This is a genomic window from Psychrosphaera saromensis, from assembly GCF_002954545.1.
Lineage (GTDB): Bacteria > Pseudomonadota > Gammaproteobacteria > Enterobacterales > Alteromonadaceae > Psychrosphaera > Psychrosphaera saromensis.
In genome coordinates, this window is the sequence record NZ_MSCH01000003.1 from 1,392,531 (window position 1) to 1,409,358 (window position 16,828).

At 38.5% G+C, this 16,828-nt stretch carries 15 protein-coding genes; 6 read left to right on the forward strand and 9 right to left on the reverse strand.

What is annotated here, in order from left to right:
- Window positions 1–89: 89 nt before the first annotated feature.
- A complete protein-coding gene (locus tag BTO11_RS06535) occupies window positions 90–2,486 on the reverse strand; it encodes a zinc-dependent metalloprotease (RefSeq protein ID WP_105051848.1) in 2,397 nt (798 codons plus the stop codon).
- 247 nt (window positions 2,487–2,733) lie between these two features.
- Window positions 2,734–3,915, reverse strand: coding sequence for a YbfB/YjiJ family MFS transporter (locus BTO11_RS06540; RefSeq protein WP_105051849.1), 1,182 nt, complete (start codon window positions 3,913–3,915; stop codon window positions 2,734–2,736).
- 314 nt (window positions 3,916–4,229) lie between these two features.
- Here BTO11_RS06540 and BTO11_RS06545 point away from each other — a divergent pair, with 314 nt between their 5' ends.
- Window positions 4,230–5,207 (forward strand): class 1 fructose-bisphosphatase, encoded by a 978-nt coding sequence (locus BTO11_RS06545; protein WP_105051850.1) that lies wholly within the window; start codon window positions 4,230–4,232, stop codon window positions 5,205–5,207.
- Between the two features lie 202 nt (window positions 5,208–5,409).
- Window positions 5,410–5,877, forward strand: a complete 468-nt coding sequence (locus BTO11_RS06550; protein ID WP_105051851.1) for a hotdog fold domain-containing protein — start codon at window positions 5,410–5,412, stop codon at window positions 5,875–5,877.
- A 197-nt stretch (window positions 5,878–6,074) separates the two neighbouring features.
- On the opposite strand, the gene purU is transcribed toward BTO11_RS06550, so the two are convergent.
- Window positions 6,075–6,935: a formyltetrahydrofolate deformylase gene (gene purU / locus BTO11_RS06555; protein WP_105051852.1), complete on the reverse strand. Its 861-nt coding sequence runs from the start codon at window positions 6,933–6,935 to the stop codon at window positions 6,075–6,077.
- A 256-nt stretch (window positions 6,936–7,191) separates the two neighbouring features.
- On the opposite strand from purU, the gene BTO11_RS06560 reads away from it, so the two are divergent.
- The 4 genes from BTO11_RS06560 (at window position 7,192) to BTO11_RS06580 (ending at window position 11,033) form a co-directional block, all read left to right on the forward strand.
- Complete coding sequence (locus tag BTO11_RS06560; RefSeq protein WP_105051853.1) at window positions 7,192–8,112, forward strand: manganese-dependent inorganic pyrophosphatase; 921 nt, start codon at window positions 7,192–7,194, stop codon at window positions 8,110–8,112.
- Between the two features lie 217 nt (window positions 8,113–8,329).
- Window positions 8,330–9,523 (forward strand): MFS transporter, encoded by a 1,194-nt coding sequence (locus tag BTO11_RS06565; protein WP_229793338.1) that lies wholly within the window; start codon window positions 8,330–8,332, stop codon window positions 9,521–9,523.
- Between the two features lie 554 nt (window positions 9,524–10,077).
- Entirely contained in the window at window positions 10,078–10,560 is a 483-nt protein-coding gene (locus BTO11_RS06575) for a hypothetical protein (protein ID WP_105051855.1), read from the forward strand.
- 95 nt (window positions 10,561–10,655) lie between these two features.
- On the forward strand, window positions 10,656–11,033 hold the full coding sequence (locus BTO11_RS06580; protein ID WP_105051856.1) for a hypothetical protein: 378 nt from the start codon (window positions 10,656–10,658) through the stop codon (window positions 11,031–11,033).
- Window positions 11,034–11,137: 104 nt separating this feature from the next.
- On the opposite strand, the gene BTO11_RS06585 is transcribed toward BTO11_RS06580, so the two are convergent.
- The 6 genes from BTO11_RS06585 to BTO11_RS06610 form a co-directional block, all read right to left on the reverse strand.
- Window positions 11,138–11,542: an OsmC family protein gene (locus BTO11_RS06585; protein WP_105051857.1), complete on the reverse strand. Its 405-nt coding sequence runs from the start codon at window positions 11,540–11,542 to the stop codon at window positions 11,138–11,140.
- Between the two features lie 33 nt (window positions 11,543–11,575).
- Window positions 11,576–11,926, reverse strand: coding sequence for a DUF3802 family protein (locus BTO11_RS06590; protein WP_105051858.1), 351 nt, complete (start codon window positions 11,924–11,926; stop codon window positions 11,576–11,578).
- A 79-nt stretch (window positions 11,927–12,005) separates the two neighbouring features.
- A complete protein-coding gene (locus BTO11_RS06595) occupies window positions 12,006–12,812 on the reverse strand; it encodes a DUF1338 domain-containing protein (protein ID WP_105051859.1) in 807 nt (268 codons plus the stop codon).
- Window positions 12,813–12,902: 90 nt separating this feature from the next.
- Complete coding sequence (astD, locus tag BTO11_RS06600) at window positions 12,903–14,396, reverse strand: succinylglutamate-semialdehyde dehydrogenase (protein ID WP_105051860.1); 1,494 nt, start codon at window positions 14,394–14,396, stop codon at window positions 12,903–12,905.
- A gap of 11 nt (window positions 14,397–14,407) precedes the next feature.
- Window positions 14,408–15,433, reverse strand: coding sequence for an arginine N-succinyltransferase (astA, locus tag BTO11_RS06605; RefSeq protein ID WP_105051861.1), 1,026 nt, complete (start codon window positions 15,431–15,433; stop codon window positions 14,408–14,410).
- Window positions 15,434–15,497: 64 nt separating this feature from the next.
- Window positions 15,498–16,703 carry an aspartate aminotransferase family protein gene (locus BTO11_RS06610; protein WP_105051862.1) on the reverse strand — a complete coding sequence of 402 codons (1,206 nt, stop codon included), beginning with the start codon at window positions 16,701–16,703 and terminating at the stop codon, window positions 15,498–15,500.
- Window positions 16,704–16,828 lie beyond the last annotated feature (125 nt).

Here is a 16,828-nt window from a genome sequence, read left to right on the forward strand (position 1 = left end):
TATGTAGAAACTATCTTAACAAATAGATTGAAGACGAATAATAACGCAGACAAGGTTAGACGCAAAGCGCCAACCTTATCTAAATGTTATTAAATTGGAGAGCCAGGAGGTAAAGCGGTTGGTTTGATCAGCGGTAACCACTTTCTGTGTTCAAAATACCAAGCTAAATGATGATTAACTAAGTTGTTGAAACTGGTTTTTCTAGAATAGGATGACAACCAAACTGACAATTCTTGTAGTGATTGGAATAACTCAGCTTTGACTTCAACCGAGGTTCCATCACTTAATAACGCATTCATTAACGACTCTACCGTTAATGCCGCGACTCGTTTGTGTAATAAGCCATTAACGCCAGCATCCATATCCGCTTTTATGGTCGAGTCTAAAATTTGCTGTAAATACAAAGATAAAGACCAATTCCCAGTATCAAGCTGATAACTAGACTGTTGAACAAGTCGATTTAATCTAGCCGGATTCAACAAGGCATTTAATGAATGTTGTGCAGACGCGGCAGCTAACTCAATAGGATCAAAAACCAATCCTGTTTTAGTCGGCGCACTTTCTCTATTGCGATAAGCACCATAAGCTTTAGGTGGAATTAAATTAACAATATGCTGTGGAATAACTAATTCAGCAGGGCTTAATGTTAGCAATATAGCGTTAAGCGCCTCTTGTTGCGCCGTAAACGAAACCGCAGTAACACCAACATTTACATCTTCTTTTACTTGATAGCTGTAATCCACACCGCCGATTACTTTCGCCGCAGCAGTCACTTGAAAGCGATGAAATAAATAGATTGGAACTAGTATTTCTTGTAAGTCGGATACATTTCTTCCATCCGCTAAATTATCAAGACCAAAGTTGTTAAGGGCTAATTTACGCACTTTTAACATGCGCTCTAATTCAACCGCTGGATTATCGCCATTATCCCATAAGTGTCCATTAGGCTCGGCACCTGACAATGGACGCGCGTCTGAGTCCGACATATACAAGTAACCTTGTTGTCTGGTTTTAGCCATTAGGTTTGATAACTGTTGTTTTTCGATTTCAGGTGTTGCAAATTCGCTGTAACCATATTTTATGACATAGCTATCCCAAGGGCCTATTTTGTTATCATAAGCGTCAGACAAATCTATTTCACCGTTTGTGATCTTCACTAGCGGGTGAGGGTAGTCCATCACAGACGCTCGGTTGTTTACTGACGCCGAAAAGTTGTGCGATATTCCTAAAGTGTGGCCAACTTCATGAGCGGATAATTGACGAATTCTGGCTAATGCCATTTCTTTTACTGCATTGGTATTTGTATCTTCGCCTTTAAACGGAGCAGTTAAACCTTGGGCAATTAAGTAATCTTGACGAACACGTAATGAACCTAATGTTACATGGCCTTTTAAAATCTCACCGGTTCTTGGGTCGATAACTGACGAACCGTAGCTCCAGCCACGTGTAGCACGGTGAACCCATTGAATGGTGTTGTACCTAACATCCATAGGGTCAGCATCGTCAGGTAACATTTTCACTTGAAAGGCATTGATGTATCCGGCTTGTTCAAACGCTGTATTCCACCACTTTGCACCATCTAACAATGCCGAGCGAACAGGCTCAGGTGCGCCGGGGTCGAGGTAATAAATAATAGGTTCAACCGCTTCGCTTTTTTCAGCGTTAGGATTTTTTTTCTGTAAACGATGACGAGGAATATACTTAACGCTCATGTCGTTATCTAAACTAGCGGCGTAGTCTTTGTATTCAATACTCCAAAAGCCAGAGTACGGGTGGAAAACTCTTGGCTGATACTTATCATCTGGCAACTCAATAAGAGAGTGATGCAAATGTACGGTAATGTTATGTGCATCTGGCGCAATACTTTGTAAATGTTTACCTGGTGAAGTGCCTTTAAAGCTGACGACAGATTCTAATTCGGTATTTTTAGGAAATGCTTTACTGCGCTCGAGAAATACAGCACTGCGGGAGGTATCTAATGAAAACTTGCCTTGTTTCTTATTGTCTAAGCGGCGTTTAATGCCATGAATATCACTTAATAAAAAAGGCGTGTAATCAATTAAGACTGAATTGCCATCTTGGCTGACAATGGTAAAGCCTTGTAAGACCGACTTAGCAAAAGCCTCTTCCACACTTTTTTGTTCAGCTTGGTTGTCAGAGTCAGCTCGGTAATAAGTATTAAGTTGATTTAAGAAAACTTTATTGCCATAACGCTCAAATTGCACAATACGAGTATCGCCAAGTTGTCCACGGTCGAGTCCAATATCATTAGAGCCTAAACCTTGAGGCATTGAACTCTGGAATAGAAAAGGTTGTGATAATTTGTCTATATCTAAATAAACTTTACCTTGGCTGTCATCATAGTAAAAAGTATAAAAGCCTTTGGCTGCCGTCATTTCTTTTGTGAATGAACTGATACTTTTTGCCATTAGCGAGTTAGACGCTAACGCGATAATTAAAACAAACAACTTAATACTTGATGTCATATTTGAGTCCCATTTATGCATTATTTTTGTGTGGCTAATAATTTATAGTAATTGTGTCGATTATTATTATGTGGATTACCGATTTAGTCTGCCTGATTTATTTATATTTAACAAAGACTAACTAAACGCGTGTAAATAATTCAACCTTACTAAGCTATGCAGCAAGTTATACGGAAAGTTACTGGAGAATAGTGTGTAGAGATAGATGGCAGTACAAAACATCTGTACTGCATCCAAAATTAGAATATTAAGACGTGACGGTTGACTTGAAATTACGCTTTGCATAACTCAAGAGTAAAATGCCACAGGCAACAATCATCGCGGTTAAATACAAGGCTTGGTCATAAGTATTAAATTGTTTGATTAACGCCACACAATATAAAGGGGCGACAATTTGTCCTACTCCATAAGCCGAGGTTATTGCGCCCATGATAAATACCGGGTTGTTACTGGATTGCTGACCACCAAAGTTCATAAACAAAGCGACTAAGCCAATAAATGTTGCGCCAAACAGCAGTCCACTGATCAGGTTCATTACTATATTGTTAGAAAGAGTAGGAATTAAAATCCCAACTATCTGTAACAACATGGCAACTATCATAATATTAATGCTGCCAAATCTATGGGCTAAACGCATCCAGATAATACAAGACGGAATACCAGCCAGACCAACCGCCAACCAAACATATCCGCCATAGCCACTTAACCCTTCTAATGAGTTAACTATGTCTGGGAGGAAAGTCGCTTGTACCACCATACCAACACCTTCAGTAAAGTACGCCAGTATTAAGATGATCACCATTGGCGAAAACAGTGACTTATCAAACTTATGTTTAACCACTTGGTCTTTGGGTTGTTTTTCAAATTGTAAAATGTAAACGCAGTAACATGATAATAGCGCTCCCATTATGGCTAATATTAACCATGCATCTTTCCAGTCACCGCCATAATAAAATACCGCTCGCATTAACAAGTCGGTAATGACTATTGAGAACCCTAATCCGCTAAAATGTATGCCCATGGCTTTGGTTTTGTTGGTGGACTGTAGCTTTAACATCACAACGGCAGAACCCACAACAAGTGCCATGGCTGCGCCAAATCCTGCAAGCAATCTAGCAATGATCCATACCGTATTATTCTCGGTAATACCTAATACAAAAGATGAAACAACACACAGAACAAGACCCAAGCGGAAGTATTTAACCTTGCTGTGTATATCTTTAATAAATATAGAGAAAACAGAACCAGCTAAATATCCAAGGTAATTAATGGAAGCCAATACGCCAGCAAAAGCAATGCTAATAGAGTCGACTAACATAGCGGGTAACAATGAAGTGAAAACAAATCGAGCGACACCAACACCAACTACTAGGGCTAATATGCCAGCCAGTAAAATAGAACTATTTTTGTCTCGGTCAAATATCGACATACTTTCCTATTCAAATTTTGATTGTTGTGTTTAGTTATTACTACTTGGAGATATTGTGCATGTAAGCAGTATATGACTAATTGATATCAATAAGGAAGTTAGCAATAAGTCTAAGGAAGACAAAAAGATACTAACTTACTTAAAACTACTTGCGCTTGTTTGGGGGAAATAATCATGGCAGTTAAGATTAGTGATTTTACAGTTAAAGACGTTAACCATACTCAGTCAAAGCCTGTTAAAGTAACGTTGAAAAGTTGTCGATAATTATTAGTCGGCAAGCTCCTTTATCAATTAAACAGAGGTGACGTAACGTTATGCGCAGATTAGCTCCAGTATTACGTGAAGATGGTGTAGAACTCGATCTAATTTCTTTGGTTCGTACCATATTAGCCGCGTGCAAAGATATTTCATTTCGTGTTGGTCAGGCTGAATTATCTGGTGTTCTAGGTTCAACTTTAGACGAGAATATTCAAGGCGAAACACAGAAAAAACTGGATGTATTATCCAATCAATTATTGAAGGACATGTTGCTTGAGTCTGGTTTTGTAAGAGCAATCGCATCGGAAGAAGAAGACTTTATTGTAGAAGGTGAACACGGCGGGCGTTTCTTAGTGGCGTTTGACCCACTTGATGGCAGCTCAAACATAGATATTAATAGCTTAACCGGAACCATTTTTTCTATCTTGCCTGTGCCGGATAACAAGTTAGCTGGCGATGCTATTACTGAGTCTGACTTTTTACAACCTGGGCGCAATCAAGTTGCCTCTGGTTATGTCATGTACGGGCCTTCTACCATATTGGCGTTAACCACAGGTAAAGGCGTAAAACTGTATACGTTAGATAAAACCCATGGCTCGTTTTTATTAACCAATGAAAACGTGAGTATTCCAGAGGAAACTCAGGAGTTTGCGATTAACGCGTCAAATCAACATAGCTGGCAAGCGCCAATGCAACGATATGTTCGAGACCTGTTAGATGGCAAAAACGGAGTGCGCGGTAAACGTTTTAATATGCGCTGGGTCGCTTGTATGGTTGGCGATGTACACCGTATTTTATGTCGCGGAGGTATTTTCACGTATCCTGTTCATACGGATAACCAAGCTCAACCACATAAATTACGTTTGTTGTATGAAGCCAATCCAATGGGCTTGTTGATTGAGCAGGCTGGTGGTTTAGTGTCTACTGGCGAACAAAATATATTGGATATTCAGCCCACTGAATTACACCAAAGAGTCCCTGTTATTTTAGGCTCAAAACAAGAAGTGCAGGTGTGTCTGGGCTACCATGACTAGAACAACAATCATAACCACAAAGAAAAATAATTTTTACGTGTGGTGTGAGTGTATTTTAGAAAATGCTCTAGGCTAAATTTAATGTATGCATTGGCGTCAACAATAAAGCAATTGAGTTTTTCTGGTCGGATGTGTTAATTTGGCGTTAATCAATCGAAGCAATACACACAAACGAATAAAAACAAAAGCAGGGTAATATCATATGAGCAGCAACTACGTTTTAAAACTTTACAATAAATTAGAAAAATACCCGTTTGGTAATAAATTATTTTCTATGTTTGCTGCGAGAAAAGCACCGTATTTTCAAACTATCTCACCAGTTATTACTAAAGTAGTGCCTGGTGAATGTCATTGTTTAATTAAGAAAAAACGTGCGGTAGAAAACCACATAGGCACAGTCCATGTTATTGCGATTTGTAATGGTTTAGAAATGGCGATGGGCTTTATGGCAGAAGCGTCAATTCCAAAACACTTACGTTGGATACCAAAAGGCATGCAAGTGGATTACACCGCCAAAGCTGACTCTAATATTCGTTGTGAAGCGGTATTAAAAGACAATCATTGGGAAGAAGGTGATTTGCTGGTGGATATTAATGCCTATGACGAAAATGACGTGGTTGTGGTTAAAGGTCATATCAAGCTTTGGGTTTCAGCTAAGAAATCAAAATAAGCTCGTTAAACTGAGCTGTACGGTAGTGTTCTGTATAAAAAAGAGCAAAAGAAGCAAAGACCGAAATAACCCAAGAACCAAATAACAAAATAGAAAAGCCGTAAGAGATGCGATCACTTACGGCTTTTTGTTTGGAATTTTATTTTGTTCTTTATTGAAATACGACTGCCAGAGCTTAATCAGGGTTTAGACAGTGCCTAATCAGCAAAGATCACGGTTTTATTGCCTTGCACCATAACTCTATGTTCAAGGTGATACCTTAAGCCTCTAGCAAGTGCCGACTTCTCACACTCTTTGCCTTTTCTTACCATATCTTCCACAGAGTCACTGTGACTGATACGCGATATTTCTTGTTCAATAATCGGTCCAGCATCTAACTCAGCAGTTACATAATGGCAGGTAGCGCCAATCAGTTTTACGCCACGTTTATGTGCTTGATGATAAGGTTTAGCTCCAACAAATGACGGCAAAAAGCTGTGGTGGATATTGATCACTTGGTGTTTAAACTTCTGACAAAGTGAATCTGGAAATATCTGCATAAACCGCGCTAATACTATGGTGTCGGTTTGGTATTGTTCAATTAAGTTTTCTAATTGAGAAAATGCAGCCAGTTTGTCGGTTTTAAAATCAACATGGTGAAACGGCAGTTGATACCAGTTTGCGTACTTTTCCATTTCAGCATGATTGGCAATTACAGCAACAATCTCACAATCTAATTCTTGTTCATGCCAACGGTGAAGTATGTCGGTTAAACAATGGGATTCTTTACTGGCGAGCAGCACGACCTTATTTTTAATTTTTTTAGGTGTAATAGCCCAGGTCATTTTAAATTGTTCGGCTATAACAGAAAACTCTGTATTTAGCTGCTCAAAACTAATAACGCTAGGGTCAAATAACATCTCGTGACGCATAAAAAACCACTGTGTTTCATTATCAGTATGATGATTTGCATCTGAAATTGAGACATTATTTTTTGCTAAAAATTGACTCACTGCGGCAACGAGTCCAACTCGGTCAGGACAAGAAATGGTGAGTGTTAGTTTATTTTCTAAGTTCATGTGTGCCAATGGATTTACTATCAGCTGTCCAATTTAATGATAAAGTAAGCAAAAATAAAGCTGATATTGGTATAACTTAATCTTAGTTATCACAATAGACAGTGAAACCGGGTGAATAGATTAGGTTATTACTTTAATTCAAGGCTCGAATTTTATAAAAAACCGTTTATAATTCCGGGCAATAGTTTTACTGCCGTTAGTTTTTTACCATTAAATTTGGAGGACTGGCGCAACATTTAATTTTTTAAGGTTTGATATGCCAAATTACGTAGTGGGTCATAAGATCCCAGATTCAGATTCAATTTGCTCAGCAATAGCATTAGCGTATTTAAAAACCACGTTAGGTGAGCCTACTGTGCCAGCACGTTTAGGTGAGCTTTCACCTGAGACTTTGTTTATTTTAGATAAGTTTGGTTTTGAACAACCAGAGCTTAAAACCAGTTATGCTGGTGAAAGCCTTTATATTGTTGACCACTCAGACCGAGTTCAAGGGCCAGACGATATTGACCAAGCTACAATATTGGGCATTATTGATCATCATAAATTGGGCGACCTTACAACGTCTACTCCGCTAGAATGTTGGATCCGTCCAGTAGGTTGTACTAATACCATCATAAAAATGATGTATGACTTTCACGATGTTGCTATTCCAAAAGACATCGCGGGTGCCATGATGTGTGCAATTTTAAGTGACACGGTTATTTTCAAGTCACCAACATGTACAACGGCAGACATTAAATGCGTTGAAGCATTAGCTGAAATTGCAGGAATTGAAGACCCACAAGAGTTGGGTATGGATATGTTTAAAGTTAAATCTGCAGTTGAAGGCACACCGGTACGTGACTTAGTATTGCGTGACTTTAAAGACTTCAACATGAACGGTAACTTGGTTGGTATTGGCCAATTAGAAGTTATCGACCTAGCTATTTTTGATGAAATGAAAGCCGACTTAGAAGCTGACATTATTAAGTTAAAACAAGAAGGTAAGCGTCATACGGTTATTTTATTGTTAACTGACATCATGAAAGAGGGCTCTGAGTTCTTAGTTGTGAGTGATGACGCTGCAATTATCGAACGCGCTTATGATGTTACATTAACAGACAACAAAGTGTGGATTGACGGTGTATTAAGCCGTAAAAAACAAGTTGTTCCACCACTTCAAGATGCGTTTGCTTAAGCCTAATATCATTTTGTAAATGAAGCCGCCTAGTTAACAGCTAGGCGGCTTTTTTGTGTCTGGTGGTTTAGTTATTAAGTGTATTCAAATTTTATCTCAACAAGCCATTCAACTTTCTAGCAATTATAAGTTCGATATATGGCAAACTAGAGCACAGTTAACATTCATGATTAGTCAGCATTAGCGATTAACCACTCAAAATAAGTTTTGTCACACCATGAATAAAATTCAGCAAATGTTAAAAAGTTCCATACAAAAGAGCATTACGCAGCCGCAGCTGTTTTTATTAGTAATGGCGTTTGTGATGCCGTTTGTATTTCAAGTGTGGATGACATTATTAAATAACTTTGTAGTGGAAAAAGCAGCTTTTACTGGTGCCGAAATTGGCATGTTGCAATCTATCCGAGAAATCCCAGGCTTTTTAGCATTCACCGCCATTTATATTTTGATTGTTATAAAAGAGCAAAAATTCGCTATTTTATCACTCGGACTATTAAGCATAGGTGTTGCGGTAACAGGCTATTTCCCATCTGAATACGGCCTGTTTATTACTACCTTTATTATGTCTGTTGGGTTTCATTATTACGAGACTATTCAACAGAGCTTAACGCTACAGTGGCTAGATAAAAAAGAAACTGCGCATTTTATGGGTAAGCAACTGGCGGTGAAATCCTTTGCCTCCATATTAGCTTTTGTGGGTATCTGGTTTTTAATGGAGCAATTTAGCGTTAGCTATCAGACCACTTATTTAATAGCCGGCATACTAGGTTTTATCGTGGTGCTGTGGATGGCATGGCATTTTCCGCAATTTGAACAACCGCATGTTCAACATAAGAAGTTCCTTATGAGAAAGCGTTACTGGTTATATTACCTACTCACTTTTTTAAGTGGCGCACGCAGACAAATCTTCGTAGTCTTTGCTGGCTTTATGATGGTTGAGCAGTTTGGTTATAGCGTTGGCGAGATTAGTATCTTGTTTGGTGTGAATTACATATTCAATCTGTTTTTTGCTGCCAAAATTGGCAAGTGGGTTGGTAAAATTGGTGAGCGTAAAGCGTTAACCTTTGAATACGTAGGTTTAATATTTGTATTTACCGGTTATGCGTTTGTTGAAAATGCAGAAATAGCCGCAGGCCTATACATAATCGACCACATGTTTTTTGCTTTAGCCATTGCCATTAAAACCTATTTCCAAAAAATTGCCGACCACAAAGACATAGCCGCCACCGCGTCAGTGAGCTTTACCATTAATCATATTGCCGCCGTGATCATTCCAGTATTATTGGGCATGGTTTGGTTGTATTCACATACTTTAGTGTTTTTTGTAGGCACAGGTTTTGCGGTATTAAGTTTGGTTGGGAGTAGGTTGATTCCGGATAATCCAAGTCAGGAGGAGTATATTCGAGGGTGATATCAAAGGTGAGCTTTGGTCTCTTTTAAGGGCAAATTTGTTTTATACATTTAGTTCTCATTGGTAACGTTCAATTAACTTATTTCTGAACTCTAAGGTTTCGCCCCTCGGCGGTCATCAAGAAAACATCCCTGTATTGATGACATCCCATCGTCCCTGATGTGAACTATACCTTTTTGCAACAGCCCAAAAAGGTAGGCGGCTTTTATAATAAAACAGAGCGCCGCTTCCAAGCAAAATCCAATACTTCATTAAATAGTTATTTTTGTTTACAAAAACGGACTGAAAAGTCGTCCCTGACATACAGTCCTTTCTCAGCATCCATGCTTCGAATTTTATAAAAAATAATATTTGATGAAGTGATTTTGTGATGGAGACTAAAAGCAAAAGCAAAAGCAAAAGCAAAAGCATTACAGTTTTATATGCAAATTACTTTTTCTAGCAATTGATACACGACTCTGGTAAAAATAAGTGATTCAGGAAAGTGAGCTATGACTCGGTAGAAAAATGCGCGATTCGCTCGCTATAAACATGTTATGTTTCAAGGGTAAAACGTGAGAAAAATATTAATTTTACTGCTAGTTACTTGTGATTCATTTTCTTGCCAGTTAAGAGACGAAGAGCGCTTTCGAGATCATTTTTTCGAGGCTATGAGTGCTGGAAAAATAGTGGCTATTGCGGAAGTAAAGCGAACGTATCAGCGGCAAGATGTGTGTGGTTCGAAAAAATTCTGTTCGGATAGCGGGTTAGTTTTCGAAATTAAGGAACTATTGAAAGGTACATCCTCAAGGTTTGTTGAAACATTTAGGTCAATTAGAACCTCTTGTTCTGATATTGAATTTCACCCTTCAATTATAAATGAACCTCGTGAAGCAGGCCTTTTAATCCGTTATCAAGTGGGTAATGATTACCTTGTTGTAATAGACGAATTGGAAAACGACTTTATTCTTGTTGCAGGAAAGAGGTTAAGAGATAGCTTATTGCTGATTAATAAGTACCAGAGTATTGGAATAGCTAGCAAGCCGATGAAGAAATAAAACGAAATAAAACGAAATAAAATAAAACGGGTCAGGGTCAGAGCAAAATTAAATGTTAATCAACTATTTTATTGTGTCAGGAGGTTAGGTAATTTATGAAATATTTTATCCTACTTATTCTTATGTGGCCTAAAGTTGCAATGTCTGAATTGAATGTTATTGCGCCCCCTTTAGGTTTGACTCCTTTCTGGCTATTTGATGCAAGAACTCAATTGGAGAGCGAAGCTTTTTCTGCTGCAAAGTTGTATTTTAATGACAAGAATGAAAGGTTGAATGACTATTATTTAGTAAGCAGTTCTTTAGATGTTTCAACTGGTTTATATAGTTTCTATATAGTGCACCGCTCAACATACAATGAAAGTCGCAAAGTAATGGATGAATCATATAAAAACGGAGAAATTTTCTTTGATATACGTAAAAATAAAATTGTGAAATTTGAGAGGAAAAAGCACAAAACAATCAAAATAAATTAACCCCGTGTCTACTTTTACGAGGTCACATCATACTTACAACTTACAACTTACAACTTACAACTTACAGCTTACAGCTCAAACCTTACAACTCACACCTTGTGACCCTAAGCTTGTTTAATCTCAAAACTATGCGTTATGGTCGCTGCATTTTCTAACATCTTAGCTACTGAGCAATATTTGTCGGCAGACAGTGCTACTGCGCGTTCAACGTGTTTCTCTGCCACGTCGGTGCCAGTTACTACAAAGTTAAGGTGAATAGATGTGAAGACCTTAGGGATGGTTTCAGCACGTTCTGCGCTTAATTCTACATCTACATTTTGAATTTTTTGACGGGCTTTTTCTAAGATAGAAACCACGTCAATTGCGCTACAGCTACCAACCGACATTAGAACCATTTCCATTGGTGATGGTGCGCCACCTTCACGGTCGCCGTCGATAACAACTTTATGACCCGTTTCTGAATGACCAATAAATGCCATTCCATCAACCCAAGATACTTTTGCTTTCATGTTTTCTACTTATTGAATTTTATATTGTAAAAATTAATCTAATAACTCAGCAATGGCTGAATCAAATACATTTTTAATTAAGCCTGCAAATTCGTGAATAAACTCAGCTTGTTCTTCAGTCGCATGGTTAGTCCAATATACGTCTAATACTTGCTGGATATCATAAACAATACCGTCAACTTCACGCACGATAATCGCTCTGTGATTGGTCTCTAATGCTTCTTGTTGAGTACATAAATTGATGATCTGTTCAGACAGTTCTTCTTCAATCAATGTCTCGATTGTTGGCATGTCAGCAACGGGAGTCGTTGTATTGTGGAATATTGATTTACTGGTTGTTAAATAATCTATTAATTGATCATATGCTGGTTTATCTGTGACCATGGTTATACCTATAAAAATACCTGTAAAGTTAAGTTGGTTCAGTAAAAATAAGGATCACTGAACCAAGATTATGTCTAATCTAACCTTTTACGTTGGTACTTTCAAAGATCTTATCGGCAGAAGCTGCAACAAAACCGGTATAAAGTTCGCCAGACGGTAGTGGATAACGTAATGCAAATTCATAAAAACAGCTTGGAATAGTAAAATCACCATCGCTGAAATTAGTCACTGCAGAGTCTGCCATGGTTGAAGATTGCTCTAACAATACTTCAGCAGAACCTTTAATTTCGCCACCGGCACTGTTTAATACAAAACCAGACGCTTTTAATTTTTCGTTAACTTCTTCAATAGTTGAATATTGGCTAAGTTGATTAATGCTTACGGTAAAGTGATTTGCTCTATAACCCCAAGCGGCCATCCATGCGGCATATTCACTTTCTTCAAGCAGTAATTGATATTCAGCGTGGCTGATCTTCCAATGCGTACCAGAGTACGGGAAGTTATCGGCTGTGACGGCATCAATAGAAATCTGATCAACCATTTTGTGAATAATCGTTTGCACATTCTGTGGGAATTCTTCAACAAGCAATTCACTGATAAATACTTTTGGTAATTCAGTATTAGGATGTTCAAAGTGTTTGGCTTTTAATTTTTTAGCTACAAAATCATAATCGCCACAATCTTTATAACCTAAAGCTTCAAAGTGCGCAGATAGCTTTGCTAAATTCACTTTTTCGATGTTAAAGGTACGCAATGCAATATGATCATTAATGATATCTTTACCATTTTGCTCACCCAAAAGTGTGTGAATTTTGTCAGCAGAAGGGGTGACCGTTAAGTAATTTTGCCAAAGGTTATCAAATAGTTCGTTTACATTTGTATGCATAGTATTCATTCCTAAACAAAGTTATTAAAAAGGCAGCTAAGCTGCCTTTAATATGTACCGGCTAATATAAAATCAGCGTAACTAAAAAATTTAGATAGAAAGACCAGGGCTTAATGTCGCTGGTAATTCAACTTTATCTAACTCAACAGACGCTACTGGGTAAGCGCAGTAGTCAGCGGCATAATAAGCGCTGGCTCTGTGATTACCACTTTGACCAATTCCACCAAATGGAGCGGCACTGCTCGCACCTGTAATTGGACGGTTCCAGTTAACGATACCAGCACGAATACGGCTTAAGAAACGGTCGTATAACGCAGCATCATCACTTAATAAGCCTGCAGATAAACCAAATGAGGTATCGTTAGCTAGTTCAATTGCGTGGTCAAAATCTTTGAATCTGAATACTTTTAATAATGGACCAAAGTGTTCGTCATCTGGGAAGTTTTTGATATTAGTACAATCAATGATCCCTGGAGATACAAAACCAGTTTCTTCTTTTAAGTGAACAAGCTCAACTAGAACTTCGCCGCCCATTTCAACTAATTCTTGCTGTACTGCAACCATGCCTAATGCGGCAGTTTCAGAGATCATAGATCCCATAAACGGCTCTGGAGCGCCTTCTAGTAAAGAATCACCAACAACGATAGCCTTTGTTGATTCAATTAATTTGGCTAGCACTGCGTCGCCTTCTGGACCTTCTGGCAACATTAAACGACGCGCACAAGTACAACGTTGTCCACTAGTTACAAAAGCAGACTGAATAATGTCATGAACAACGGCATTAGTATTACTGGCATTAGAAACGATAAGTGGATTATTACCGCCCATTTCAAGCGCTAATATTTTACCCGGTTGAGCTGCAAATTGTTTATGTAGAATGTGACCAGTACCAGAACTACCAGTAAAGAATAAACCGTCAATTTGCGGGTGGTTAGCTAATGCTTTACCCGTTTCAACTTCACCTTGAACTAAGTTTAATACGCCAGCTGGTAAGCCCGCTTTTTCCCATAACTCAACCATAAGTTGAGCAAACATAGGTGTTAATTCACTTGGTTTGAATACCACTGTATTACCAGCGATTAATGCTGGAACTATGTGTCCGTTTGGTAAATGGCCTGGGAAGTTATAAGGGCCATAAATCGCAACAACACCATGTGGGCGGTGACGTAACATTGCTTTACCAACAGGCATTGCATTTTCTTTTGTGCCAGTGCGTTCGAAATACGCTTTCTCAGAAATGGCGACTTTACCAACCATAGCGCCAATTTCAGTGCGGGTTTCCCATAAAGGTTTGCCCGTTTCCATTGCAATGGCTAATGCTAGTTGTTCTTTGTATTCGCCTAACAGTTCTGCGAACTTTTTAGCGATAGTTAAACGTTCTTCAACTGTTTTATCTGCCCAAGGCAAAAATGCTGCACGTGCTGCTAAAACTGCGTCGTTAACTTGTGCAACGGTAGCTGATTTTGCTTGCCAAAGAGGTTCGTCAGTAGCAGGGTTTAATGATTCTAATTCATGGCCTTGACCTGCATGCCATTGACCATTAATGAATTGGCCGTCGATAAATTTATTTTCAGATTGAGTCATTATTTTGCTCTCTATATTAATTTAACTGCACGAAGTTGTTCACCCGCTGATACTTTAAGTACATCAGCAATTTCTTGTGTGATTTGAATCGTTAGCAGTGTTTTATCTAATTGTGCTGTGGCTGCCGTTGCTCGGAACAATTCAACTTCAAGGTTAGACATTAAAACATTGTCTTCCCCAGTTAATTGTTCAACAACTTCAACTGTATATAAGTTACTGCCTTGTACACTGCGTAATTGTGACAAGTTTGCTTCTACAGTGGGGCCGGCATCAAAAATATCAACGTAGCCTTTCCAACTAAATCCTTCAGACTTTAGTAGGTTTAACGCTGGTGCTGTATTTTCGTGTACTTTACCGATTACATCCTGTGCGGCTTGAGATAATAAGTTTACGTACACTGGATATTTAGGCATAAGTTCTGCGATAAATACTTTTTGGCCAATACCTGTTAAATAATCGGCAGTTGGAAAGTCTAATGAAAAGAAGTTATCTTCTAACCACTGCCAAAAAGGAGATTCACCATTGTCGTTTGACACTCCGCGCATTTCTGCAATAACAGTGTCAGAAAAACGAGTTCTATTTTGTGCTAAAAACAAGAAACGACATTTACTTAATACTCGGCCGTTTATTCCTTCGCGATAAGGTTCTCTTAGGAATAATGTACACAGCTCAGATGCAGCAGTGTAGTCATTACATAACGTTAAAACTTCAGCGGTATTGTAAACGTTTAATTCACGGCTGTTGTGGACAACTTTGCTTAAATGGTAATGATAAAACGCATCTTTTAAGCCGACAGAAGATTCAATTCCTGTGGTTCCCATTATTTGGCCAGTGTCGGTATCTTCCATGACAAACAAATAACTATGATCACAAGGTCCATCACCAACATCTTCTTTAAAAGAGGCTTCTGCGTTGTTGATCTTGTTAGCAATCAACTCTTCATTTACTGGTAATGAAGTAAAGCCATGACCCGATTCAACTGCGATTTTGAATAGTTCTGCATAGTCTTTTTGCTGTATAGGGCGCACTACAAACATGCCGTATTCCTTTTATAAAATAAAGCCAATGCAATGCATTGGCTTTTTTATTCAGTAAGTTAAATTATGCGTTTACGATTGCGGCAACGGCTGACTCAAAACGAGCTAACCCTTGTTCAATATCTTCTAAAGGAATAACAAGAGAAGGGGTAAATCTAATCACACTCACTCCAGCAACTAAGATCATAAGACCTTGGTCAACAGCTGCATTAAGGAAGTCTTTGGCACGTCCTTGATACGCTTCAGTTAATTCCGCACCAATTAATAGACCTTGGCCACGGATATCAGCAAATACATTATATTTTGCATTGATGGCTTTTAATCCATCTTTAATAATTACTTCACGTTGTTTAACGCCATTTAATACTTCTGGAGTATTAACGGTATCAAATGCTGCTTCACCAACGGCACACGCTAATGCATTACCACCATAAGTTGAGCCATGAGTACCAATTTTTAAATGCGCCGCTAATTCTGTTGTTGTTAACATAGCGCCAATTGGGAAACCGCCACCAAGTGCTTTAGCTGTAGTTATAATGTCAGGTGTCACACCTAAACCCATGTAAGCGTATAATTCGCCAGTACGGCCAACACCCGTTTGCACTTCGTCAAAAATCATAAGTGCGTTGTGTTTGTCACATAAGTCACGCACACCTTGCATAAATTCTTTAGTTGGTGAAACGATACCGCCTTCACCTTGTAATGGCTCAAGCATAACAGCACAAGTGTTGTCAGAGATAAGCGCTTCTAAGCTTGCTAAGTCGTTGTATTCAGCGTGATCGATATTACCAGGCTTAGGACCAAAACCATCTGAGTAGGCTGCTTGACCACCAACCGTAACAGTAAAGAAAGTACGACCGTGGAAACCTTTATTAAATGCAATGATTTGAGATTTTTTCTCACCGTGAGTATCTAATGCCCAACGACGTGCAAGCTTAAGTGCTGCTTCATTTGCTTCTGCGCCAGAGTTGGCGAAATATACTTTTTCAGCGAATGTCGCATTTACTAATTTTTCAGCTAAACGTAATGCAGGTTCGTTTGTCATTACATTGCTAAGATGCCAAAGTTTTTCACCTTGTTCTTTTAATGCAGCAACTAGATTTGGGTGACAATGACCTAGACAGTTAACTGCGATACCGCCAGCAAAGTCGATGTATTCTTTATCATTTTGATCCCATACTCGAGATCCCATTCCTTTAACTGGAATTACTTGTGAAGGAGAATAGTTTGGTACCATCACTGAATCAAATAACGCTCTGTTTACTGTCATTTCTGAATCCTTAAATAGGTTATATCTTAATATCCCAATTACATTAACTTTAGAGTAAACCCACAGACTAGTTACAACCAGTAGGTGATTTAGCTTTAATTATACTTTTATTGAAAAGTTAAAAT